The 24,845-nt window shown below is 62.7% G+C and carries 21 protein-coding genes; 5 read left to right on the plus strand and 16 right to left on the minus strand.

Features of this window, described 5'->3' with window-relative positions; translation table 11 throughout:
* Positions 1 to 169 precede the first annotated feature (169 nt).
* Positions 170 to 2,143, minus strand: coding sequence for a DEAD/DEAH box helicase (locus HS101_14685; GenBank protein MBE7507513.1), 1,974 nt, complete (start codon positions 2,141 to 2,143; stop codon positions 170 to 172).
* A 1-nt stretch (position 2,144) separates the two neighbouring features.
* Positions 2,145 to 2,573, minus strand: a complete 429-nt coding sequence (locus HS101_14690; protein MBE7507514.1) for a hypothetical protein — start codon at positions 2,571 to 2,573, stop codon at positions 2,145 to 2,147.
* A gap of 487 nt (positions 2,574 to 3,060) precedes the next feature.
* Here HS101_14690 and HS101_14695 point away from each other — a divergent pair, with 487 nt between their 5' ends.
* Both HS101_14695 and HS101_14700 read left to right on the plus strand, forming a co-directional pair.
* Positions 3,061 to 3,888, plus strand: coding sequence for a hypothetical protein (locus HS101_14695; protein MBE7507515.1), 828 nt, complete (start codon positions 3,061 to 3,063; stop codon positions 3,886 to 3,888).
* Between the two features lie 613 nt (positions 3,889 to 4,501).
* Positions 4,502 to 5,134 carry a PEP-CTERM sorting domain-containing protein gene (locus HS101_14700; GenBank protein ID MBE7507516.1) on the plus strand — a complete coding sequence of 211 codons (633 nt, stop codon included), beginning with the start codon at positions 4,502 to 4,504 and terminating at the stop codon, positions 5,132 to 5,134.
* Positions 5,135 to 5,161: 27 nt separating this feature from the next.
* Here the strand turns inward: HS101_14700 and HS101_14705 are convergent, their stop codons facing one another.
* The 4 genes from HS101_14705 to HS101_14720 all read right to left on the minus strand — a co-directional run bounded on the left by HS101_14705 (position 5,162) and on the right by HS101_14720 (position 10,051).
* Positions 5,162 to 5,923 carry an NAD-dependent deacylase gene (locus HS101_14705; protein MBE7507517.1) on the minus strand — a complete coding sequence of 254 codons (762 nt, stop codon included), beginning with the start codon at positions 5,921 to 5,923 and terminating at the stop codon, positions 5,162 to 5,164.
* Between the two features lie 60 nt (positions 5,924 to 5,983).
* Positions 5,984 to 7,225, minus strand: a complete 1,242-nt coding sequence (locus HS101_14710; GenBank protein ID MBE7507518.1) for an MFS transporter — start codon at positions 7,223 to 7,225, stop codon at positions 5,984 to 5,986.
* 55 nt (positions 7,226 to 7,280) lie between these two features.
* Positions 7,281 to 8,804, minus strand: coding sequence for a bifunctional GNAT family N-acetyltransferase/carbon-nitrogen hydrolase family protein (locus HS101_14715; protein MBE7507519.1), 1,524 nt, complete (start codon positions 8,802 to 8,804; stop codon positions 7,281 to 7,283).
* A gap of 278 nt (positions 8,805 to 9,082) precedes the next feature.
* Complete coding sequence (locus HS101_14720) at positions 9,083 to 10,051, minus strand: DMT family transporter (protein ID MBE7507520.1); 969 nt, start codon at positions 10,049 to 10,051, stop codon at positions 9,083 to 9,085.
* Between the two features lie 183 nt (positions 10,052 to 10,234).
* Between HS101_14720 and HS101_14725 the strand changes: the two genes are divergently transcribed.
* Complete coding sequence (locus tag HS101_14725; protein MBE7507521.1) at positions 10,235 to 12,964, plus strand: serine/threonine protein kinase; 2,730 nt, start codon at positions 10,235 to 10,237, stop codon at positions 12,962 to 12,964.
* A gap of 49 nt (positions 12,965 to 13,013) precedes the next feature.
* Here HS101_14725 and groL read toward each other — a convergent pair whose 3' ends face one another.
* From groL to HS101_14750, 5 genes are all read right to left on the minus strand, one after another.
* Positions 13,014 to 14,642: a chaperonin GroEL gene (gene groL, locus HS101_14730; GenBank protein MBE7507522.1), complete on the minus strand. Its 1,629-nt coding sequence runs from the start codon at positions 14,640 to 14,642 to the stop codon at positions 13,014 to 13,016.
* Between the two features lie 68 nt (positions 14,643 to 14,710).
* Positions 14,711 to 15,004, minus strand: coding sequence for a hypothetical protein (locus HS101_14735; protein ID MBE7507523.1), 294 nt, complete (start codon positions 15,002 to 15,004; stop codon positions 14,711 to 14,713).
* Positions 15,001 to 15,312, minus strand: coding sequence for a hypothetical protein (locus HS101_14740; GenBank protein ID MBE7507524.1), 312 nt, complete (start codon positions 15,310 to 15,312; stop codon positions 15,001 to 15,003). The genes HS101_14735 and HS101_14740 overlap by 4 nt, the downstream gene beginning before the upstream one ends.
* Before the next feature lie 114 nt (positions 15,313 to 15,426).
* The gene (gene groES / locus HS101_14745; GenBank protein MBE7507525.1) at positions 15,427 to 15,729 is read right to left on the minus strand and encodes a co-chaperone GroES; all 303 of its coding nucleotides are present in this window, start codon (positions 15,727 to 15,729) and stop codon (positions 15,427 to 15,429) included.
* An 82-nt stretch (positions 15,730 to 15,811) separates the two neighbouring features.
* Positions 15,812 to 16,231: a hypothetical protein gene (locus tag HS101_14750; protein MBE7507526.1), complete on the minus strand. Its 420-nt coding sequence runs from the start codon at positions 16,229 to 16,231 to the stop codon at positions 15,812 to 15,814.
* Positions 16,232 to 16,567: 336 nt separating this feature from the next.
* Between HS101_14750 and HS101_14755 the strand changes: the two genes are divergently transcribed.
* Both HS101_14755 and HS101_14760 read left to right on the plus strand, forming a co-directional pair.
* Positions 16,568 to 17,731: an FIST C-terminal domain-containing protein gene (locus tag HS101_14755; protein MBE7507527.1), complete on the plus strand. Its 1,164-nt coding sequence runs from the start codon at positions 16,568 to 16,570 to the stop codon at positions 17,729 to 17,731.
* 979 nt (positions 17,732 to 18,710) lie between these two features.
* The gene (locus tag HS101_14760; GenBank protein MBE7507528.1) at positions 18,711 to 20,201 is read left to right on the plus strand and encodes a hypothetical protein; all 1,491 of its coding nucleotides are present in this window, start codon (positions 18,711 to 18,713) and stop codon (positions 20,199 to 20,201) included.
* 106 nt (positions 20,202 to 20,307) lie between these two features.
* Here HS101_14760 and HS101_14765 read toward each other — a convergent pair whose 3' ends face one another.
* The 5 genes from HS101_14765 to HS101_14785 are packed head-to-tail and all read right to left on the minus strand — an operon-like array spanning position 20,308 to position 24,841.
* Complete coding sequence (locus tag HS101_14765) at positions 20,308 to 20,640, minus strand: 4a-hydroxytetrahydrobiopterin dehydratase (GenBank protein MBE7507529.1); 333 nt, start codon at positions 20,638 to 20,640, stop codon at positions 20,308 to 20,310.
* Positions 20,641 to 20,700: 60 nt separating this feature from the next.
* Positions 20,701 to 22,251 carry a DUF2723 domain-containing protein gene (locus HS101_14770; protein MBE7507530.1) on the minus strand — a complete coding sequence of 517 codons (1,551 nt, stop codon included), beginning with the start codon at positions 22,249 to 22,251 and terminating at the stop codon, positions 20,701 to 20,703.
* Positions 22,252 to 22,270: 19 nt separating this feature from the next.
* The gene (locus HS101_14775) at positions 22,271 to 22,513 is read right to left on the minus strand and encodes an acyl carrier protein (protein ID MBE7507531.1); all 243 of its coding nucleotides are present in this window, start codon (positions 22,511 to 22,513) and stop codon (positions 22,271 to 22,273) included.
* A gap of 2 nt (positions 22,514 to 22,515) precedes the next feature.
* Positions 22,516 to 24,360, minus strand: coding sequence for an HAD-IIIC family phosphatase (locus tag HS101_14780; protein MBE7507532.1), 1,845 nt, complete (start codon positions 24,358 to 24,360; stop codon positions 22,516 to 22,518).
* A 34-nt stretch (positions 24,361 to 24,394) separates the two neighbouring features.
* Positions 24,395 to 24,841, minus strand: coding sequence for a VOC family protein (locus HS101_14785; protein MBE7507533.1), 447 nt, complete (start codon positions 24,839 to 24,841; stop codon positions 24,395 to 24,397).
* Positions 24,842 to 24,845: the final 4 nt, after the last annotated feature.

The following is a 24,845-nucleotide window of genomic DNA, read 5'->3' on the forward strand; positions in this document are numbered from 1 at the left end:
CCGGCTACGCCGACAGCCCAACCACGAAAGTCGAGGCAATTTGCCAATGATTCGGCCCATCGCCCCATGGGCCATCGAGCACTCATGACCCGACACTTGGTGTGCGTCCCAAAACCCCGAAGCGACCATCCCCACCCAACCCGTCGCCGGGCCTGCGGAATTCACATGCCTAATGATACTCGACACGGCACCGAGGAAGCGCCTCAAGGAACCGCCGCCCGTACGCTTTCGTCTTGATTCGCCGGTCCATGATCACCACCACCCCACGATCCGATCCCGTCCGAATCAACCGGCCGAACCCCTGCTTGAGCTTCAGCACCGCCTCCGGCATCTGCAGCTCGTTGAACGGCTCGCCGCCCGTCGCGCGAATGGCATCGCTTCTGGCGGCGAGCAGCGGCTGGTCCGGCGCGGTAAACGGCAGCTTGGTAATGATCACCGTCTGCAGCGCCTCGCCCGGCACATCCACCCCCTGCCAGAAGGAGTCGGTCCCCAGAATGACGGCCCCCGGCGTCTTGCGAAATTGCTCGATCATCTGCCCACGCGGCAGCCCCTGCCCCTGCACGAGCAACGTCAGATCGTGCTGCTCGCAAAAACTCTCCAGCAGCGCCGCCGACCTGTTCAGCGCGTCATAGCTGGTGAACAGCACAAACGCCCGGCCCCGCGTGGCCAGCAGATACGCCTTCGCCCGCTCAACCGCGGCGCCGACAAAAGCAGGATCGCTCGGTTCCGGCAGCGTCGCCTCGATGTGAAGCGTCACCTGGTTCATGTAATCAAACGGCGAATCGAGCTGCAACTCATCAGCCTCGTCGATTCCCAGTCGCTTGCGCAAATACGAAAACCCCTGCCCGCCCCCGGTCGAAAGCGTCGCGCTGGTCAGGATGACCGACTTCACCTTCTCAAAAAGCTCCTCGCGAAGTACCTCCGCGACACTCAGCGGCGCCGCACGCAGCGTCGCCTGCCGTCTGCCACGCCGAGCCCCCGTCTCTCCGCTCCGCGCCGACTCCAGCCAGTAAACCTGCCCCTCGCTCGACTGCTTCAGCATCGTCTCCAGCGCCCCCGCCGCTTCCACGCACCGATCGACAAACGACGTCAACTCAAACTGATCGTCCGGCCTGTCGAATCGACCCTTCAGCGCCTTCAGTTCCCCCGCCAGCTCCCGCAGCGCCGGGCTCAGCGAATCGTTGATCTTCGGCGGGCCGTCTAGTCGCGTCGTCCCGCGCCCACCCGTCGCCAGCGAGCCAAGCTCGTCGAAGAAAGCGTCCGCCGCCCGATGCGCATTCGTTGACGCCTTCACCGCCGACTCGCAGCCCAGCATCCCGATGAACCCCCGCCCCGTCTGCGGATTGTGAATGCCGCTCAGCAGATGATGAACCTGCGTCGGCGAGATCGTCTGCCCGAAGTGGTCGCTGGCCACCGCCTCAATGTTGTGCGCCTCGTCGAAGACGACGTGCTCGTAGTCCGGCAGAATCGAAACATTCGCTCGTCGCAGCGCCAGATCGGCGAAGAACAGCGCATGATTGACGACCAGGATGTCGGCGTCCTCGACCTTCCGCCGCGCCCGCTGATAGAAACAGGTGCTAAAGGTCGCGCAGCTCGAGCCCATGCAGTTGTTGCTCTCGCTCCGCACCCGCTGCCAAAGCTGCGTCAGCGGCTGGAACCCCAGATCGGACAGCGAACCATCCTTCGTTTCATAGGCCCAGTCTTCAATCTGGTGCAATTGCTCGAGATCGGATGGATTCGAGAACACCGTCTTCTGCCGCCGGCTCGTCTGCATCAGCCGCCGCAGCCCCAGGTAATTCTGCCGCCCCTTCACCAGCACCGCCTTCAGCGGAATGCCGACAGCCTTCGCCAGCGCCGGAATGTCCTTCTCGATCAACTGCTCCTGTAGCGAAATCGTATACGTGGAGATGACGACCTTGCACCGCCGCTCCCGCACCGTCTCGATCACCGGCAGCAGATAGGCAAAGCTCTTGCCCACCCCCGTCCCCGCTTCGACCAAAAGGTGCCGATGCTCCGCCAGCGCCCGCCCCACCGCCGACGCCATCGCCGTCTGCTGAGGCCGCGGCTCATACGTCGGGATCGCCCGGCCGATCACGGCTTCCAGCGGTTCTGCGGTCGTTTTCGCCACGCTTTCCTTCACCATGTCAGGTAATCCGGCGGATGAAATCCACGATGAACAAAATCATGACCGTCGTCGTCACCAGCACGATCACCGTCGCCATGATCGTAATCAGCGCCACCCCGGAGACCATCCCCCGCTGATAAGTCGCCATGATGTGCGGCCGCGCCAGCACCAGCATCGCCAGCAGCACCGCCGCGATCGACGGCCAGATGCTGATCGAGTGTACGTAGCTGTAAACCCACACCCACTTCGGCACGTCCTGCTCGTACCCGATCTGCCGATGCACGAAGTGTCCGCGAACATAATAGACCGGGCCCGTCTCGATGTGCTTCACGTAGCCGTTCGGCGCGTCCCCGCCGATGATCGCGTATCCGATCGCATACACCATGAAATTGCCGAGGCCCAGGACGATGAGCCACGTGCACAGTTGATTTCGGGTCCGCCGATCCATCCTCCCTAGAATAAACCAGCCGATAGCGCCCGTCGAATCACACCCCAAGGGCCGTCATTCCCCGGTCATGGAATCCGTCCCCAAAAAAGGGGTTCCCGCATCCCGCATCACCGCCGCTTCCGATATGTAATGCGTCGCGTAAGCGTGGCCGTAAGCAGCCGTGATGGCGCATGCATTCGTCGCGTCGTTACAACCCGCACGACTGATTTTGCGGCTATTGCTTTCCCCATCTCAAATCAGCCGGCGCAATATCGGATGCCGCCTTCGTCCCGCCCAGTGCCACATCATGTGTCACCAGCGGCACTTGCAAAACCAATGCCCCATAAGGCGGTGGCTATCGATCGCTTTCGCGACGAGGCATAACACCGCCTGGCGCCTCTCGTGTCATTATTTTTCTCCACGTCGCGACGTTGACGCGGCATAAAACTAAAGGGCTCCCGACGTGGGTCGGCGATCCCGACTGAACTCGCCATTGGGGGACAAGCTCATGAAGCTAAGTGGAATCTGCTACGCGTCATTGGCGGCCGCACTCGTCTTCGCCGCCGCGCCGAAATCCGCCGAGGCATACAGCCTCTTTTCGGTGCCGCTCTTCTCGCACCCCAATGGAAACGCATCCGCCAACACCAACGCCGTCGATGCCAAAGACTACGGCCTGCGCCTCGATAACGGCAAACTTCAGACCTTCCACTTTGTCGATGTCCAGATGGAGTTCTTCGATCCCGCCGGCCCGATCACGCCCGACACCGAATTCGCCAAAATCACCGGCACCATCGCCCACCTTCAAAGCAGCAACGGCGGCGCCACGGTCTACAGCGGCAACTCCGGCTTTGACGCCACCGATCAGCTCTGGAGCATCTCCGCCATCTTCAAGCAGATCGACGGCCAGGGAAGTGCCCTCGGCTCCGCCACCCTTCCCAGCGCCGACATGCTCCAGAAGCTCATCGACGCCGGCATCAGCAATAACGCTATCACCTTCGGTGCCCTGGAACTCACCCTGACCCCGCTCTTCAACGAAGGCATGCAGGCCGCCATCTACAACGGCCCGCGATCCTTCACCGGCAAGAGCCCCGGCGGCGGCGCCGACCCGTTCAATCTGCAGTTCCGGCATCGTCTAAACCCTGCCGTCTTCGCCGGCGCTCAGTGGGACGCCGTCACCGGTAACGGCTGGCTCATGGGTCCCGACGGCGGCAACGGCTACACCCGCGATTTCCTCTTCTACACCACCGGCGTCCCGGAGCCTGCCACGGCCGTTATGGCCGCGATCGGTGCCCTGACGCTCATCCGCCGCAAGCGCGGACTTCTTTCGATCAAGTGATAGTCCCTCGGCGTAGATAGTTCGCCGTACAGCTTTCTTCATGTGTGGAGGGCCGCTCTCGGTCGGGGGGCGGCCCTCCTTGTTTTTGCGATAGCCGGTCACGCCCGCTCAATTCTGGCAGCGCTCACCGAGAGTCCGTCCGAATACATATTTGTGAATTCCTCGGCTCAGCGCTCCGAATCACCCCCGTTGCCCGGTCGAATGTGCCACTCCACACAATTCGGGCTGCTCCTCAATTCCGATAATCCCCGATATTTCGGCCGCCTCGTTTGACTTTAATCCTCCAAACCTAGTAACATGTGATGAGACAAGTGGTTCGGGCCGTGCCCGGACCGTGGGGACAACAGCGCGACGAGACGTATCCGCCGCTCACCAAGCGTGGGAGCGATACAGCCTCACTGCGTTCGTGTGTCATTCGGAAGGGAGATTGCGCACCATTATCTCTCGTAGGACGCGAGAATACCCGGGAGTGGCAAGGCTCCGGCACTTCGTGGCCGCCTGCCTCGCCATCTCCGCGCTCTGCGCAGTCGCCGCCCCAGCCCGCGCCCAGGCACTTCATGAGACTTTCGACAATGTTCCGCTGGGAATTCCGCCCCAAGGAAGTAATTGCGTCATGCTCACTGGTGAATGCTGGGTCCTGCAAAACCTTAGCAGTACCCTGGGAAACACGGGCTGGTTCAAGCCCACCTCGGATCCGTTTAACGGAGACCTGTTCGGAATACCGGGTGCCTATATCGGGGCCAACTTCGAGAATGTCGGCGATGGCGCTGACCAGGACACAATCAGCAACTGGCTGATGTCGCCCGTTCGCTCCTTTAGCAATGGCGACACCATCAGCTTTTACGCTCGTTCCGGCACGATACTTGGTCAGCAATTCGCCGATCGACTCCAACTACGCCTCAGCACCAGCGGCGCAAGCGTCAACGTCGGCGCGACGGCCACCAGCGTGGGAGACTTCACCATGCTGCTCCGCGATATCAACAGCACCTATGGCCTCGGCACGGAAGATCACGTTCTTGACAATGTATGGACGCAGTTTGATGTCACAGTGACCGGCATCCCCGCCCCCAACACCATGGGTCGCTTTGCCTTTCGTTATTTCGTTGAAGACGGCGGACCGAACGGCCTGCGAAGCAACTACATCGGAATCGACACCCTCTCCTACATGCCCGTCCCCGAGCCCGCCACCCTCGCCCTCCTCGCCGGCTCCCTCCTGCTCGTTCGCCGACGCCGCCGCCCGATCTGACCGACGCCCCCTTCCACGGCCTTCGACTCACTGCCCGTCAATCGCCCGCATCACCGCGCTCATCGTTTCGCCGATCGGCTCGTGAATCACCAGATCGGCGACCCCGTCCATCGGCGTCGGATCGCGGTTAATAATGACCAGCCTCGACCGGTGCCGCTTCGCCGCCTCCGGAATCGACGCCGCCGGATAAACCACCAGGCTCGACCCCATCGCAATGAACAGATCGCATTGCCGCGCCCACTGCATCGCCTCCATCATCACCGCCGCAGGCAGCGTCTGACCGAACGATACCGTCCGCGACTTGAGCAGCCCGTCGCATTCGTCGCAGGTGAACTCCTCCTCTCCCGCCTCCAGTCGCCCCTGAATCTCCTCGCTCGGCCACGTCTTGTCGCACGATAGGCAGTGCACCTTCATCGCCGTCCCGTGGACCTCCAGCACACTTCGGCTCCCCGCCCGCTGGTGCAGTTCGTCGATGTTCTGCGTGATCACCCCGCGTAGCCGACCCGCCGCTTCCAGCCTCGCCAGTGCCGCGTGCCCGGCATTCGGCCGCGCCGCCAGCATCCCGGGTATCATCTCCCGCCGCTGCCGCCAGAACCGCCGCCGCGCCGCCGCGTCATTCACAAAGTCCTCGAACCACACCGGCTGATGTCGCGTCCAGAACCCCCCCGGACTGCGAAAGTCCTCAATCCCGCTCTCCGTGCTGATCCCCGCTCCGGTAAAAGCCACCGCGCTGCGCGCTTCGGCAAGCCAGCCAGCCAGCGTCTCGATTGCTTCCGTGTCGTTGCCCATCCTGCCACCCCGATCCATCAAGTGCGTTCCCGTCCGTCGACCTCAGTCACGACGCCGTCATCATAGCGGGCCCTCGCCATCCGGATGATCGGCCTGTCGTTTACGGCGCGACCCGATCGCCATGAGAATCGGGACCGAAACCAACGATATCGCCGCCATGATGCCAAACGCCGGCCCATAGCCGAACCGTCCGTGCAGCGTCCCCACCGACCGCGCCGACCATGCCTCGCACAGATTCGTCGCCCCCATGTACGCGCTGAACTGCGTCGCCCCCAGCTCCTTCCGCGTAATGTCCATGAACATCGCATAAGAAGACGCCGTGAATGCGCCGATCAGAACGTACAACGTGCCCATCAGCGCCACCAGCGCCCCGAGCCCGCCGATCTTCAACATCAGCGCCGCCGAAATCAGACCGATGACCGACGCCATCGCCACGACCAGCCAAGTCACCGCGCAACGGCGTCCAAGTCGATCGGCCAATCGCCCCCCCGCAAGCGCCCCCGGCAGGGCAAACACAATAAAAAAGATTCCCACCCAACGCTGATCCAACCCACTGTCGATCAAGAGCGGCCCCGCCACCGAGCCGACCGCCTCGAATCCGCATCCCCCGACCAGCGCGAAGGCCAGGCCCAGCCACGTCACACGACTCGCAAGAGCGCTCTTCATCAACGGCACATATCGCGCCAATCGCTGCGAAGGCCTGTCCACCGCCCCCGGCCCTTTCGCCTCAGCGCCGAACATCAGCAGCAGAGAACTCGACCACACCGCCGCCACCAGGGCGATGATCACCCCCGCCTCGCCGATCCACGCCATCGCCACCAGCGCGACCCCGCCGAAAAGCGCTCGCCCGCTGATATAGCCCACCTGCATCCAACCGTTGATCCACCCGCGCTCGCCTTCAGGCACGCTGGAAATGCATAGCGCATCCACCGCGGCATCCTGCGTCGCCGCGAGAAAAGCATGAATCACCAGCAACGTCGTCGCCAGCCCCATGCTCGCCTTGATCGACCCAAACGCCAGCGGCAACAGTGCCAGCCCCATGCCGATCTGCATCGTCACGATCCACGATCGAAATCCCCACCGCGCCGTCCGAAGCACGTCCACCACCGGCGCCCAGATGAACTTAATCCCCCACGGCAATACCAGCAGCGACGTCAGTTGCGTGATCGTACCGACTTCCACCCCCTCGGCCCGCAAAATCGCCGGCAGCGCCCACCACACGAACCCCACCGGCGCGCCCTCGCTGAAATAAAGCGCGGCAAAAAGTGTCCGTCGCCCTCGTGGTGTCGCCAGGAGGTTCACGCCCTAATTTGGACTCCGTGAAAAAAAATAAGTGAGCCGGTCGCCGCAACCGCGATCAAACTTCGAGCCGGTCGCCGCCCGGCTCCTGATAGACCACGCGATAGAGGTCCTTTCGTCGGTCGTTCCAGGTGCGGACCGTGCCTGACAGCCGGTGCCGCCTGAGCATTTCCACGTCGACATCGTGGATGATGACGGTCTCGATGTTCGGCGTGCTTTCGGATGCCACGGCATCTCGCGCAAACGGAAAATCCGACGGCGTGAAAACGCCCGACTGGGCGTAGTGGACGTCGGCGTTCTCGACGAACGGCAGATTGCCCGTGCACCCCGCGATGGCCACATAGACCTGATTCTCAATGGCCCGCGCCTGGGCGCAGTGACGCACGCGCAGATAGCCGTACCGCTCGTCGGTGTTGAACGGGACGAAGATGATGTTCGCCCCCTTGGCCGTCGCCACGCGCGCCAGTTCGGGAAACTCGATGTCGTAGCAGATCAGGATGGAAATCTTGCCGCGATCGGTATCAAACACCTCGACCCTCGATCCGGCTGAGATCCCCCACCATTTTCGCTCGTTCGGCGTGGCGTGAATCTTATACTGCCGGCCGATCACCCCGTTCCGGCGAAACAGGTAGGAGACGTTGTACAGATTGTCTTCCTCAAACGTGAACTGCGAACCGCCGATGATATTCACGTTGTACTTGACGGCCAGGTCATTGAAAAGATCGAGGTACTTTGGCGTGTACTCCGAGAGCTTCCGCGCCGCCAGCCCCGGCCGCTTGGCCCGAATGAGCGACAGAAGCTGCGTCGTGAACAACTCGGGAAACACAATGAAGTCGGACTTGTAATCCGAGGCGACGTCGGTGAAAAATTCGCACTGCTTGGCGAACTCCTCAAAGGAGGTGATCCGCCGCATCATGTACTGAACCACGCAGATGCGAACCATCGACACGGCCCGGAATCGCCGCGTCCGGTCCACTTCATATTCCAGGTTGATCCACTCGAGAAACGTCGCGTACCCGCACGACTCCTTGTCCGACGGCATATAGTTCGGAATCAGTTGCTTGAGCACGAAGCCGTTGGAAATCTGCGGCGTCAGCACCGGATCGATCATGTTCTTCTTCATCACCTGCTCGACGTATTCCCGCGCCGACATGTTCGCCGCATGTTTGCAGTAACCGGGAATGCGCCCCCCGAGGATGATCCGCTGAAGATTGCGCTGTCGCGCCAGTTCCTTCCGAGCCTCGTACAGCCGCCGGGCGAGCTTCATCCCCCGGCACTCCGGATCGACCATGATCTCGATCCCGTAGAGCGTGTCGCCTTCCGGATCGTGATTGCGAATGAAGCCCCCGTCGGCGATTTGCTTCCAGTCCTGCCAGGCGTCGTAGTGATCGAAATCAACGATGAGACTGCTCGACGACGCCACGATGTCCCCGTCATACTCGATGCAAATCTGTCCCTCGGCAAAGATCTGCTGCTGACTGTCCCACTGCTCGCGCGACCACGGCTTCATCCCCGGGAAGCACTTCAATTGCAGATCGATGACTTCCTCGTAGTCCTCGGGAACCATCGCGCGGATTTTCATCTCGCAGTTGAACTCTTCCAGCGAAATGCGCTTGCCGCCGATCACGATCTCCTCGCTGTGCCGATCGCCCGGCGCCGCGTCTCTCGCCGACGCATCGGCGGGCGTATCCGATTCTGGCGCGGCCGGCCTTTTCTTGTTGTTGTTTTTCGAGCCTCCCTGGTTGCCCATGGTGAATCTCCCTTCACACGCCGCGCGTACTTAAATTGACGAAATTGAGATCATAGATTGGGTGGATAGTATAACCCCAGTGGCGAAATTCGCAACCCGGCGCGCGGATATCACGGCACGCGAGTCGCAGCGCACGCCCCGTTCGCGTCTCGGCCCGCGCTCTCAAACGCATCCTGTTCCGAAATATCGCTGGGCGGCGCGCGCGCTGCCGTGAGTCTCGATCGCTCCGAGTGGAACAGCGATCCCGCCCCAAACACCATGATCACCCCGCATATCCACTGCCAATGCGTTAGCACCTCGCCGAAAATCAGGACGGAGGCCACGCCCGTGATAAACGGCGCCAGTTGAACCACCGCCGCCGAGATCGCAACGCCCAGCCGCGCGATCGCCGAATAATAAAACAGGTGCCCCAGCGCGATCCCGATCAACGCCGACAAAATCAGCATCATCCAGTTGAAGACCGACAGATCAAACGCCGCCGCCCCATGCGACTCGGCCAGGCCGATCATCAACGAGACCATGACGATCGCCGTATAAAGCGAAATCGCCGCGAACGACACCATCGGTCGAACCCCGTGCATCCAGTATCGCACCGACACCCCGTACAATCCGTAAAACGCCCCCGCCCCCAATCCCAAAATCACCCCCGTCGCCGTACCGCCCACCAGCGGCGTCGATCCCAGCAGCACCGTCCCGATCGACCCCACCACAACCAGCGCCAGTCCCCCCCAAAAGTACGGACTCCGCGCCAACGGCCGCTCATCCGCAAACAAAATCAACGCCCCCGCCGTCGAAAATACGATGTTGATCCGCAGCAAAAAACCCGCCAGCCCCGGGCCGATGTAGTACGGCGCCTGCGCAAAACAAACCTGCGCCATGCAGTTAAACAACGCCGGCACCAGCGCCCGCCGCCAGATCCCCTCCGGCAGCGTCCCGCTCCGCGCCCCCACCACAAGTACCGGCAGCCACAACAGCGCCGACAATCCATACCGCCACCCATTCGCCGTCCACGCGTCGATGTACGGCGTCAGATGCTTGAGGAACAAGAGAACGCTCGACCACCCCACAAGGGTAAGCACGATATACGTGATGCCCGACGCCCGAGACTCCCTGCTTTCGCCACTCATCAGGGCAGTGTAGCGAGTATTACATCATTTAGGGTGGAATCGGCCTCCCACATGACTTTGAGTACGCGAGCCTGCGCGGTAGAACTACACTCAGCCCACAGATTCGAGATTCGTCATCATCGGGGCCAGCGCACCATGGACTCATCTTCCGATTGGACCGGCCAGGACGAAGACCTGTTGCGCAACGTGCGCCGCATCCACCGCGCCTCCGCCCAGTTGCCCACCATCCCCGGTTACGAAGACCTCTCCGAACTTGCGCGCGGCGGCCAGGGCGTCGTCTTCGTCGGCACCCAGGTCTCCACCCACCGGCGCGTCGCCATCAAGATTCTCCTCGAAGGCGCCCTCGCCTCCCGCGAAGCCCGTCGCCGCTTCGAACGCGAAATCGAACTCGTCACCACCCTCCGCCATCCCAACATCGTCAGCGTCTACGACTGCGGAACCACCGCCGACGGCCGCATGTACTACATCATGGAGTACATCGAAGGATTCGCCCTCGACAAACTGATCGACGCCGCCCGCGCAGTGCGCCCGGACTCCACCGTCAAATCTCCGTCGTCCCCCGCGCCGCACACCGCTGCAAGTGCGTCAACTCCATCCGACTTTCAATCCGAGCGCGCACGCCTCACCCTTTTCGCGAAAATCTGCGACGGCGTCCAGCACGCCCACCAGCAGGGCGTCATCCACCGCGACCTCAAGCCCAGTAACATTCGCATCGACCGCGCCGGCGAGCCCCACGTCCTCGACTTCGGTCTCGCCAAGCTCTCCGACGCATCTCCAGACGCGACCAAGATGAGCCAGACCGGCGGCTTCATGGGCTCAATCCCCTGGGCCAGCCCCGAGCAGGCCGAAGGCACCACTCAGCTCATCGACGTACGCAGCGACGTCTACTCCCTCGGCGTCGTCTTCTATCAATTGCTCACCGGCGCATTCCCCTATCCGCTCGACGGCTCCCTCCGCGAAGCCCTCGAGGCCATCCGATCCGCCCCCGCCCGTCCCCCGCGCGAATTGCGCCGCGAAATCAGCGACGAGCTTTCCACCATTGTCCTCAAGTGCCTCTCCAAGGAGCCCGACCGTCGTTACCAAAGCGCCGGCGAACTGGCCCGCGACATCCGCCGATATCTGGCCGACGAACCCATCGAGGCCAAGCGCGACAGCGCCTGGTACTCCGTTCGCAAAAAGCTCGATCGCTACAAGGTCGTCGTCCGCGCCGTCAGCATCCTCTTCGTCGCATCTCTCATGTTCAGCCTGGGCATGGTCTGGCTCTGGTCCCGCGCCGTCGATGCCGAGCACATCGCCGAGCAGCGCTTCAGCGAGGCCGAGGCCGCCCATCGCGCCGAAGTGGAAGTGCGCCAGGCCCTCCAAAGCCAGGTCACCAAGACTGAGCACGTCCGCAACTTCCTCGACACCACCCTTCGCACCGTCGATCCCTGGAAGCACCCCGGCCGCGACCTCGGCCCCCTCCAGGAAATGCTCGACGGCGCCGTCAAGCGGCTCGAAGGCGCCTTCCCCGATCAACCCGAAGTCGAAGCCGCCATCGCCGGCACCCTCGGCTGGGACTACCGCCAGCTCGGCCTCAATGCCCCCGCCGAAACCTTGATGCGCCGCTCCTACGGACTGCTCCGCCAGGTCAAAGGCGACGAAGACGAAGCCGCCATGAACGCCCTCAACGATCTCGCCATCCTCATGACCGACACCGGCCGCCACGCCGAAGCCGCCGCCATGTTCGAGCGCTTGAGATCAATCCAGGAAAAAACCCTCGGCCCCGAGCACCAGTCCACCCTCGTCACCACCAACAACCTCGCCCTTGATCTCGATTGGCAGGGCCGTTCCGTCGAGGCCGAAACCCTGTACCGCAAAACTCTCGAAGCCCAGACGCGCCTCTTCGGCACCGACGACATCGACCGCCTCAGCACCTTGAACAACCTCGCCTCCTGCATTACCGCCGTCGGAAAAGTCGAGGAGGCCGAGCGCCTCTTCAACGAAGTCATCGACATCAAAACAAAGATATACGGCCCCGATCACCCCGAGACCCTCACCGCCCGAATGAACGTCCTCGACCTCCTCGCCGACTCCGGCCGCCTCGCCGAAGCGGAAAGTCGCGTCCGCGAAATCCTCGCCACCTGCGAAGAGAAACTCAGCGCCGCCCATCCCCTCACCCTCGTCGCCCTCCAGCATCTCTCCCTCGTCCTCTCCCAGCAGTCCAAGTACGACGAGTCCGTGGTCGTCTCGCGCAAAGCCTACGAAGCCCAGCTCGCCTTCAGCGGCCCCAACCATCCGACCACCCTGATCCGCAAAAACGCCCTCGCCGCCTCGCTCATTCAACTCGAGCGCTGGGACGAAGGCATCCCCCTCACCACCGAGCTTCACGAACAGTTGCAGCGCATGTTCGGCCCCAACGACTGGCGCACCATCACCGCCGCAGGCAATCTCGCCTTCGCCCTCAACAAGATCGGCCGCGCCGCCGAAGCCGAAAAAATCTGGACCCGGCTCAGCGACATCCCCAGTTGCGACAATGAAGCCAGTGAATCAGCCGTCGCCACCGCCCGCGCAAACCTCGCCTTCCTCATGGCCGACCAGAAGCGCTGGGCCGAAGCAGAAAAAGTCTTCCGCGCCGCCCTCGCCGTTGAACAAAAACCCGGCGAAGCCGAATCCTGGCGCTCCGCCCACATGCGCGCCGGCCTGGCGAACGTCCTCATAGAAACAGGCCGCCTCGACCAAGCCGAAAAAGAACTCACCCGCGCCATCCCCATCCTCCGCGAAGCCTTCGGCGACACCCACGAAAAAACCCAAAAGGCCCTCGGCTATTCAAAGCGACTCCAAGAACTCCGATCATCCACCGCGCAAGAAAAAGCCCTCGGCAATTAACCGAGGGCTTTTCTCTAATTGCTTGAACTATTCGCCTTGCGTCGCGGGATTACATCCCCATCCCGCCCGGCCCCGGCTTCTTCCCGTCCTTCTCCTTGATCTCGCTCACAATCGCTTCGGTCGTGAGAAGCAGCGTCGCCACGCTGGCCGCATTCTGCAGTGCCACGCGCTCGACCTTCGTCGGAACGAGAACGCCCATGCTGATCATGTCGCCGTACTCGTCGGTCAAGGCGTTGTAGCCGAAGTTCACGTCCTTCGACTCGAAGATCTTCTGTGCGACAATGCTGCCATCGACGCCCGCGTTCTCCGCGATCGCCTTGATCGGCGCCCAAAGCGCCCGGCGGATGATATCCACGCCGGTCCTCTGGTCGCCCTTATGCCGCGACTCTTCCTTGTCCAGCACCCGAGCCAAGGCCCGAAGCGGGGCAACGCCGCCGCCCGGCAGAATGCCCTCTTCGACCGCCGCGCGGCACGCATGCAGCGCATCCTCGACGCGGGCCTTCTTCTCTTTCATCTCGACTTCGGTCGCCGCGCCGACGCGAATCTGCGCCACGCCGCCCGACAGCTTCGCCAGACGCTCTTCGAGCTTCTCGCGATCGTAGTCGCTGGTCGTCTTATCGATCTCCGTCTTGATCTGGGCGATGCGGCCCTTGACGTCGCTCGGGGTGCCGGCGCCCTCGATGATCGTGCAGTTGTCCTTATCGACGACAACGCGCTTGGCCTGGCCCAGGTCCTTCAGATCGAGCGACTCGAGCGTGATGCCCAGGTCCTCGAAGATCGCCTTGCCGCCCGCCATGACCGCGATGTCCTCGAGCATCGCCTTGCGCCGATCGCCGAAGCCCGGCGCCTTCACCGCACAGCACTGAAGCGTGCCGCGCAGCTTGTTGACCACCAGCGTCGCGAGGGCCTCGCCCTCGATGTCTTCGGCGATGATGAGCAGCGGTCGGCCGGCCTTGGCCACGCGCTCCAGCGTCGGAATCAGGTCCTTGATCGATGAAATCTTCTTCTCGTTGATCAGGATGTACGGCTTGTCCAGCCGAACTTCCATCGCCTCGGGATTGGTGATGAAGTGAGGCGAGAGATACCCCTTGTCGAACTGCATCCCCTCGACCAGCTCGACCGACGTCTCAAGCGTCTGACTCTCTTCGACCGTGATGACGCCGTCCTTACCGACCTTCTCCATCGCCTCGGCGATCTTCTTGCCGATCTCCGAATCGTGGTTCGCGGCACAGGTGCCGACCTGGGCGATCTGCTTGTTCTCCTTCACCGGCTTGCTCATGCGCTTGTACTCTTCGACGATCGCATCAACCGCATGGTCGATGCCGAGCTTGAGCTCCATCGGGTTCGCCCCGGCGGCGATGTTCTTGAGCCCCTCGTTGAAGATCGACTCGACATAAACCGTCGCCGTCGTCGTCCCGTCCCCCGCGTCCGTCGACGTCTTGCTAGCCACTTCCTTGACCATCTGGGCGCCCATGTTCTCATAAGGGTCGTCCAGCTCGATCTCCTTCGCCACCGTCACGCCGTCCTTCGTCACCGTCGGCGAACCGAACGACTTCTCCAACACGACGTTCCGCCCACAGGGGCCGAGCGTGACCTTCACCGCCCTCGCAAGCTGCGCCACGCCGCTGCGAATCGCCTCTCGGGCTTCCATGTCAAATATGATCTTCTTTGCTGCCATTGATAGTTCTCCGATCCTTAAGATGCTTGTCTTGTTATTGCCTGATGCCGGCCGATCGTTCGGCGGCCTTAGTTCGTCTTTTCCAGGATGAATTGCTGCGGCTCGAAACCCAGGCTCCGCGCCGCCGAGACGGCCTTGTCGCGAACGACCGCCAGCGGGTCGTCCATGTTCGTCGTCAGCTCCCCACTCGTCAGGACCTTGCGGTCATCGATCGAAAGAGCCCGCCATCGACGCGTCGACATGTCCGCGGCCGCCCCAACCCCGAGAATCATGTCAGAGCTGATCGCCAGACAGCACGGCTGAACCGCAGCCGTCTTCACGGCTGACTTCGTCACAACCGACGGGTCGCTCGTCGTCGTCATTGATCGTCTCCTTCATCGCCGATCCCCTGGAAAGGCTCGTCCTGCCAGACGCTGCCCTGCTGCTTCACCTGAAGCTCGACCGTCTCGATCGACGCGGCATCGACAAACACCACGTCATCCACGACTTCCGCGTCGTCGTACTTCGACACCCGCACCTCAATGCGAAATCCGCTGTCCTCGATCTTGTTGTACGCCAGCGGGTGCATGTGCATCGCGTCGTCGTTCCCCGGAAAGGTCAAAACCAACCGGGCCGAGGGTCCGAACTTGATCGCTTCGTCGAGCGCCGCTTCAAATAGTTTGGGTCGCAAGATAATTGCTCTCTGCTTTCAGCGATCCGCCGCATCCCATTCGGCCGAGACGACGACGAAGAATCGCAGGTTCATGGTTGCTCGCAGGGCCTGCCGACCCACCGTTGCCCGTGCCTACTCGATGATCGCGAGAATGTCGTTCTCATCCATGATCAGGAACTCTTCGCCCTCGATCTTCACTTCCGTCCCGGCATAGCTCGTAAAGAGAACTTCATCGTTCTTCTTCACGCTCAGCGCCACCCGCTCGCCCGTGTCCAGCAGCTTGCCGTCGCCAACTGACACGACCCGCCCGCGCTTCGGCTTCTCTTTCGCCGAGTCAGGCAAAACGATCCCGCCCGCCGTCCGTGCCTCCGCCTCAATCCGCTTCACCAGCACCTTGTCGCCGAGCGGGCGAACCTTCAACTTCGTCACAGCCATGTCTTAAAACTCCTTCTTGATGTAAGCCTGCGGACTTTTCGCCGTCCGGTTCAATCTGAAATCTGTCTCTTGCCGACTCGTCCTAGTTATTCGCGCCGATGTCCGGCACGGTCAGATTATATCGATCCCGGATCAGCCTCGTGATCGCGGGAATCAGTGTCTCTTCATATCCCTGCGCCTGCACCACCGCGAACACATTCAGCGTCAACGCATCCTGCAGCAGCCGCTGCGTCGGCGCCGTCGCCACAAGCACGCAAGGCACCACATGCCCCTGCCGCCGCATCCGCCGAACCAGCCCCAGCCCGCCATCCGTCGGAACCGCGTCATCCACGATTCCCACGTGAAGCGCCCGGTGCTGCGCCACCCCCAGCGCCTCATCCACGCACAAAGACCAATGCAGCTCCACCGGCCAGCCCGCCAGAGAGCCCGCCAGCGAACTCGCCCACGGCTGCCCACCCGAGTGGGCCACCAGGATGCTCAGCTTTGTGGGGACAGGAGTCATGTCGTTTACCGCGGCTCACGCCGGCCAATTCGGCGCGGTAGTACACCGCGCGCCTCAATCCCTATCAAAAGCAACCGCCATGCCATCTACAGCTTCATCGGCCGATGACCTTTGAATCTATCTAAAAGCCTGTTATATAAAACGTTACGACGGCTTTCCAGGACCCCCGCCACGCCCTCCAAAACCCCCTCACGGCCCGAAATGGCAGATACCCCCCCGAACGACGCCTCCGCGCCTGTCAATCTGGCACCCCCGCCCCTCCCCGGGGACCACACCCATCCCCCCATCCCAATCATCCCCGTCGCTGCCTCTATAATGGCTCACGGAGGATAACGCATGCAGTTCAAGGCCGCACTTAGTACCCTGACAGACACCCGCGCCGCCATCAGCCAATTGAAAGCGGCCGTCGGCGATCTCGATCCCGACCTCGTCCTCCTCTTCGTCTCGCCGCACCACCTTGAAAACGCCGACGCCCTTCTCGCCGACGTGCGCGACAAGATCAACGCCCGCAATCTCATCGGCTGCACCGCCGCAGGCATCATCGGCGGCGATCGAGAGGTCGAAGACGCCCCCGCCATCTCCATCTGGGCCGCCAAGCTGCCCGACGTGCGCATCCTCCCCTTCATCATCGATCAGCAGGACGTCACCTCTCTCGAAGGCAACGATGCCTGGCGCGACCATCTCATCGTCAGCGCCGATGCAAAGCCCGGCTTCATCATCCTGCCTGATCCCTTCTCCATCGACGTCGAGCACTGCCTCTCGGAAATGGACGACGCCTATCCCGGCAGCAAGATCGTCGGCGGCCTCGCCAGCGCCGGCCGCGCCCCCGGTGAGAATCGCCTCTTCCTCAATGATCAGGTCCTTCGCCAGGGATTGGTCGGCGTCTCGCTCTCCGGACCGATTCAGATCGACACCGTCGTCTCGCAGGGGTGCCGCCCCATCGGTGAGCCCTTCGTCATCACCAAGGCCGAGCAGAACGTCATCCAGGAACTTCGCGGCAAGCCCGCCCTGGAGATCGTCCGCAGCGTCTTCGCCTCTGCCTCGCCCACCGATCAGGCCCTGATGCAAACCGGCCTGCACGTCGGCCGCGTCGTCGACGAGCGCGGCGAAAAATTCGGCCAGGGCGATTTTCTCATCCGCAATCTCATGGGCGTCGTCGAACAAAGCGCCATCGCCATCAACGCCCTCATCCGTCCCGGCCAGACGATCCAATTCCAGGTGCGCGACTCCAAAAGCGCCGACGAGGAAATGCGCGACCTCTTGACCGAGGAGATCGCCGCCATGCCCACGCCGCCCGGCGGCGGCCTGCTCTTCACCTGCAACGGCCGCGGCGCCCGCATGTTCGGCAAGCCCGATCACGACATCGGCCTGGTCAACAGCATCGCCAAGGATTGCCAGGTCGCCGGCTTCTTCGCCGCCGGCGAGATCGGCCCGGTCGGCAATCGCACCTTTATCCACGGCTTCACCAGCAGCCTCATCCTCTTCCGCCGCCCCGGCTAGCATAGGCTTCCAGCCTGTGCGATTCGCATGAAAAAACTGCGCAGGAAAACCCGACGCGCGCACAAAACTCGCCTTTTCATCTAGCCTCCAAGAATTTTTTCCCACCCCAACACTCGCCCGCCACAAGACATGGCACAATCCCTAAGAAAAACCCCCAATTTCCGCCTTGCCCCCGCAAACCCCCGTGCTAACGATCCAAGCGATCAGTCACCCACGTGACACTCATTGCCATTGAAAAATAGCTCGGGCCGCCCAATGAAAAAAAACGCCCCCACTCAAAGCACCCCCTCGAAGCGGCTTGCCGTTTGGCGATGGACCACCAGCAATCCCGCCCCCCGCGCAAGCAATGCATTTGCCTTCTCCCTCGACCCCGCCAGCCGCATCCCTACAGCCTACAGCCTGCAGCCTTCAGCCTCTTTCACCTTTTCCGCGCACCACCCCAACACAAGCCCACCACAACACTTGCCAGCGTCCCCCAAAACTTTTTTCGCCTATTGTCACCTGCAATCCCTCGCTCCCCGGGCCCTGTCTGAGATCTCAAATTTCAAATCTGAAATCCCCCCGCTGTCTCAAGCCCCGAAAGAGGCGCCGGACCGTACCCACGAGTGCAGCCTCGCCGTTCGAGCCCCGGCAGGGGCGCCGGCCTGTAGCCACGGGTGCAGCAAGGCGCAGCGAAGCAAGCCAAGCGCAACCCGTGGTCAACGACCCAGCGCCCACCCAGCCCCGGCAGGGGCGATGGAGCCTCACGAATGCGCCCAAAAAACCACCCAAACTGCGCACCACCCCAACACAAGCCCACCACAACACTTGCCAGCATCCCCCAAAACTTTTTTCGCCTATTGTCACCTGCGATCCATCGCTCCCCGCGCGAGCAAAAACGCGGCTTGCCGTTTGGCGACGGAAAACCAATCCATCCGCAAAACCACCGTTTTACCCAATCCCAATCAAACCATTCGCTCACCAAAAGGAGGAATAACCAATGTCCAATCCACTCATCCAGGACCGTGAACCCCCGTCATCCGTCGAGAAAAAGCTCCCACAGGAGGCCCGTCGCAAGCTCGACCACGCCTTGCGAACAATGAACGGCGCAACCTACCAAGACATCTTCGACCAGTTCCAACTCGCCGCGCAAGGCATCAGCTTCTCCGCCTTCTACCGCTACGCGCGAAGACGCCGAGCCGTCGCCCGAATCGCCGACCTCGCCGGCGAGGACAGCGCAGACGGCGCAAAAAGAACCTCTCGAATGCAATCCCGCGCGAGCTCCGAAGCGGCTCGCCGTTTGGCGACGGAAGACCAACCCAGCCACGAAAACCTCGATTCACTTGAATCCATCATCAGCCGCCGCACCGAATTCGACGACATCCGCCTCGAACACGTCGCCGCGCGTTATGTCTGCAAATACATGATCGGCCTCATCCACAGCGGCAAAGCGTCGGCGCGGCAGATCGAGCGTCTGGCCAACGCCTACAGCAAGACCGCCAGCGTGCAGATCAACCGCGACCGCATCAATGCTCACATCGAGCACCAGCGCGAGCGCATCGAAATCGCCCACAAGTCGCTGCAAATCCGCGCCGAGGCCGTGGCCGCGCGTGCGAAAGACGCCAAGCCCGACGGCGCAAAGAGCAAAACCAATCAGCACCCCGACGCACCGACCGCCGACGCGCCGTGGGGGCGCAAAGCCGATGGCACTCCGACGACGCGCGAAGAATTCCTCACGCGGCTCGATCAGGCCGTCGCCGACATCTACGGCCTCGACCTCAAGTACGGCCCCACGCCGATCGTCAAGCGATTCCCCGGCGACCACCTGCCGCCCGATCAGCGCACGCCGGAGAACATCGCCGCAGGGCAGCGCGGTTTGCTGCCGCACGAGCTGGAAGGCGAGCGCAAGGCGAAGGAGGACCGCGTGCGCCGCGCCGAGTTCGACGCCAGGCGCGACGCCGAAGAAGCGGCGAGCAAAGCCGAGGAGGCCGCGCGCTTCGCCGAAGAGGCCCAGCGCCGCCGCGAGGAATTTGAAAGGCAGGTAGCGCGCGGGGCCGCGGCGATCGAAGCGAACAAACCGCCCGCGTCGTGCGATTCCGCATCGCCCGGCGACGACATTTCACCCGCATCGCCCGACGCGAATGAGCCGGCCGCATCTACCAACTCCGCCAAGTACCATCCCGACCCGAGTCCTTCGTGCCACAGTGGCGGCACTCTTAATCTGGCGGGGGAATGTGCGAAGGAGTCGAGTGCCGACGGTGGGATGAGAACCGCCCGGACTGAAGTCCGGGGCTCTTCGGGTGCCGGCACCGAGGCCCAGCGCCAGGCCAAACTCCGCGCCGACCGCCGCGCCGAATGGGAGGAAAAGCACAAAAAGGAATTCCCCGCCCCACAAAAGTGCGAGCGGCCCGACACCCTCGACGATTTGCTCAAACCGAAGGACCGCACCTGCGACTTGCCCAATTTCTGCGTCGACTGGAAGCACAAGTGAGGATTCAGCGGTTTACCGGATGAGTGGACGACGCTCCACGGGCGATGCGTTGCGGCCCGCTTCCTGACGGGCGCGGCTCTGATCGTCCGCAGACGCGGCTACAGCTTCAGCCCGCCGCAAGTTGGTCGATCTTCGCGGCCAGAATGAAATCGCTCTCGGTCAGGCCGTCGATCTTGTGGGTCCAGGTGGTGATGCGCACCATGCCCCAGGACAGATAGATGTCAGGGTGATGGCCCTGCTCCTCGGCCAGCGCGCCGACCTTGTTGACGAAGGCCAGGGCAGTCACGAAGTCGGGAAAGGGAAAGCTGCGAACCAGGTGATGATTCTTCTCGACGCCCCAGCCATTAAGCTGTCCAAGCAGCTCGCTGACCCGCTCCCGGGCAAGTGGCGGCACGCCTCCCTGACAGGGCACGCACTTCATCGCGGCAAGATCGCTCATGGCTGCTCTCCTTTCGGACGCATCATACCCCACTACGCCGCCCGCGCGAATCGCCGATCGCTACCTCGCGGCGGCCGGCCTGTGGACAAGCCGGTAGAGCAGCCCATCCGGCTCGGTGGTGAAGGCCTCGCGCATCCACTTTGACATGTAGTTGGAGTCCGCCACGGCCGACCACGCCGCGCCGCGATCGACAAACGCCGAAATCGCCGCGACCGTCGGCTCAAGCCTCGGCGGATCGGGCTCGATGTCCCAGGCCCCGAACAGCACCACATCCGGCTCGACGCGCCAGATATCGCGGGCATAAATGAGGGCGTTGATGATAGTGGTGTCGGCATAGATGAGCCCATCGGGAGCGGCTCGCTCAAGGGCTTCGCGCACGTATCGCTCGGTGCCGCGATAACCGTTCTTGCGCGGGCGGATGAAGTATTCGTAGTTGTCGCGGTAGGCGACTTCGCGCGACACGCCGATGGACACCTTGCGGGCGCTCATCACCGGCGGCGCGAATTCATAGACGGCGACCGGAAGCATCGCCAGGACAAGACACGACGTGCGCATCGCCGACGAGGCCTGGATCACCTGCGCCGCACCGATCCCAATAAAGAGGGAGACGAGTGCATAGCACGGCGTGAAGAAGGCGAACTGATCGGGCACGGTATAGCGAAAGGCAAAGACGAATGCGACGACGAACATCCCGCCGGCGAGCCAGGCAATCCACCGCAAGGACGCCGCGCGCAGGGCCGCCGCGAAACCGACGGGGGCAAGGAGGATGATCGGCGTGGGAAAGTTGAGGCCGAAGTAGATAACGGAGTTACGTATCTGCCGCAGCCACGGGAAGGAATAGGCGAGGACATGCTCGGCGCGATGCGGCGGCCCAACGAGCGCCTCGCGGAAGACCTCCACGAAAGGCCGACCGGCCAAAAGCTCCAAGCCAATAATGTACAGGTACAGCGAACTGCCGACGGCCAGCGCGGCAAGAATGCCAACGGCGTGCGCGGGCTTCAGCAGGCGCTGACGCGCGGCCCAGTAAAGCAGGCCGGCATAGGCGGGCCAGTGGAGAATGGCCATGAGATGGTTGGAGAGGTTGAGCCCATTGACGAGGGCGGCGAGGACGAGCCACTTGATTTGCCGGGTGCGCATGAGGCGTTCGATGAGGCAAAGCTCGGCGAAGAGGCCGACGGTGTAGAGGTTGTAGACCTCGGCGATGACGGAGTGGGTCCAGAAGGTGTGACTGATGGCGAGGGAGATGACGCCGATGAGGCCGGCCCAGATGCTGGAGGTGAGGCTGTAGAGCAAGTCGGCCAATAGCGCGAGGGCAACGGCGCCGCAGAGGGCGGAGAAAAGATTCACGCGAAAGGCGGACTCGCCGAGCGGCAGGAAGGCGACGAGCTTGGCCAGCACGATGTAGAGCGGATGGGCCAGCGGCAGGCCGATATCGCCGGCGAGGTTGAAGCGCTCGACGCGATACTGAAACATGGCGCTGTCCTGCCAGAGAAGGCCGGGCGCGCAGGTGAAATAGTAAAGGGCGAACGAGCCGAAGAGGCAGGAGAGGACGAGACGAACGCGGAGTGATCGATGACGGGCGGGGTCTGAGATCGGACCGGTGTCGGCCATGACGGAGGAACCCGACGGGCTAGACTTCGACGCCGTGATCACGCAGCAGGTCCTTGAGCTTGAGGACGGACTGGTACTCGGCGAGGTCCTGTGCGACGAGGGAGACGCCAAACTCCTGCTCGAGTGCGCCGACGAGGTTGATCTGATTGAGCGAATCCCAGGTGTCGATCTGATCGGGGGTGAGCTTGTCGGTGACCTCCTGCGGCTCGCAGCCGAGGATGGCGCTGACGGTCTGGGCGAAGCGCTCTTGATTCTGAGACATACTTAGGAGACCTCCGTGGCCGGATGCTGAATCGCGATCCAGTCCGGTATAGTCGTATCGACGTTTGGCAATGAGAGAATCCACTCGTCGGGCGCGCTATCGGGGGAATTGGCGGCGAAACCACAGGATTTGTAGAAGCCGGCGAATGGCTTGTTCTTGGTCGTGGGCACGAACTGTCCGACGAGTCGGGTGGCGCCGGCGGATTTGGCGCGGCCGGCGATCCAGTTGACGAAAGCCTGCTCGACGGTTCGGCCGAGGATGCGGCAGCTCATGAGGAGCTGGTGCAGGACCCACTCGTGCGGCGACTTGCGGACGATGGCGAGGCCGACGACGCCGCTGTCGCCGAAGCGATCCTCGAGGGCGAGGGTGATGACTTCGTGATCGCCGGATGTCATGAATCGGCGGATGTCATCTTCGCTGCACCGGATGGTGTGCATGTTGAACTGGTTGGTGCGGTTGGTCATCTGCGCGGCGCGGGAGATCTGCGAGGACTGGTTGACGCCGAAGGTGACTTTCATGGCCAGTTGGCGGTAGAAGGTGGGCATGTCGACGACGGCGGACTGCAACTGGCGGCGGCCGGACTCGGCGCGGTAGAGCTCGCCGCGGGCGCGGTCTTCGGCGGAGACGCTGAACTGATCGAAGCAGTCCAGAGCCTCGACGACGGCGGCGTAGCGGGCGGGCTCCTTCGGCAGACAAACTGTCAACACCTGGGGCAGGGCCTCGCGCATGAGGGCGCACTCGACGTCGCTGTCGTCGAGGAAGACGAAGCTGTCGATGCCGAGGTTGAGATCGGCGGCCATCTCCTGAAGGTTTTGCGGCTTGGGGTTCCAGTTGACGCGCATGGCGGCGAAATGCTTTTCGCGGAGGACCATGTTGGGGTGGGTCTTTAGGGCCTCTTCGACGATGCCGGGCTGATTTTTGCTGGCGATGCAGAGGACGATGCCGCGGTGGTAGAGGTCGAGGACGCGCTTCTGGAAGGCGACGAAGGCGCTACCGGGGTAGTCGGGGCCGAGTGCAATGCCATCGACACCGACATCGCCGATGACGCCGCCCCAGAGTGTGTTGTCGGCATCGAGAACGAGGACCTTTTTGGTGAGGCCGTACATGGGACGGAGGTAGCGGACGATGAAGCCGGCGAAGGGCCAGTAGTGCTCGGCGGCGACGGGGATGCGGCCGTAGAGGGCCATGCGGCGGTCTTCCCAGGTTGCGCGGCCTTGAGCGGCGATGAGGGCGTCGTAGTCGAGGACGTGAGCATTGGCGATGGCGGCAGCGATGGCATCGAGCGATTCGTTGGCGGTGCGGATCAACTGCGATTGAGAGTTTGCGGCGGCGCGGTCGGCGATTCCGAGGGCGGGGGCGACGGGGGTCTCGTAGTTGAGGATGAGCAAGTGGGCCTGGGAGTGCTGGCGGAATGACATCAGGGCGGACTTGAAGCGCGCGAGCCAGTCGTCGAGCGTCGCCTTTGCTTCTTCAGGGGCAAGGCTGTTGAAGGAGTCGTAGAGGGCGGGGCAGACATCGCGGAGGCGGACGGCGATGAGCACGACGTCGGGGTTGAAGGAGGCGACGCCGGACTGGGGGTTGATCAGTTCCTGGTCGATCTGGCCGTAGGGGGCGACGTGGATTTGCAGATGGAGGCCGGCGCGGAGGGCCTGCAATTCCAGGGGGGTTTTGAGGAAATCGATGGTGAAGGACGAGACGCACGCCAGGCGCTTGTGGACGGCGGCGAGGGACGAGGCGATCGGGGCGATACGTCGCGCGGCGGTGTTGATGTTGACGAGGGTCGGCTGTGCGTCGACGGCATCTAGGAGCTTTACCGCTTCGACGTGCGTCAGAGTCTGTGATGGCAAATGGGTCTTCATGTGACGGGTCAGCGAACGAGGCTCATGACCTGGGTGCAGCGGTCTGGTCCCCCGATTCTCGATTTGAACCGGCCTCAATCAACTCGAACATCATTCCCTGAAATACCACAAAGGCGACGCGCCGGCCACCAAATGCGACGGCCGGCTTGGGATGCGACACGAGACGTGCCTGGGTGGTCGAGAGCCTGCGAAGCTGGGCATCGAGGTCGGGTACTTCATAGGCAACATGATAGATGGCGACGCCTCGTTTGAGGACAGGATCAAGCGGACAAGGATCGGCCGCCGGGGCGAGCAATTCGATCCGCAGTCCTGCCACCGTTACAAACTGAATCAACACGCCCTGTACGGGATCGCGAACGATCTCTGAATCGATTTGCGCGCCGAACAAAGCGGCGAGTTGTTCCGTCGCGGCGCTTAGTTCCCGTACGGCAACGCCGACATGGTGAAAAACTCCGTCAAAGAGATCCATGGAC

Source organism: Planctomycetia bacterium (genome assembly GCA_015075745.1).
In the GTDB taxonomy this organism is placed as follows: domain Bacteria; phylum Planctomycetota; class Phycisphaerae; order UBA1845; family UTPLA1; genus UTPLA1.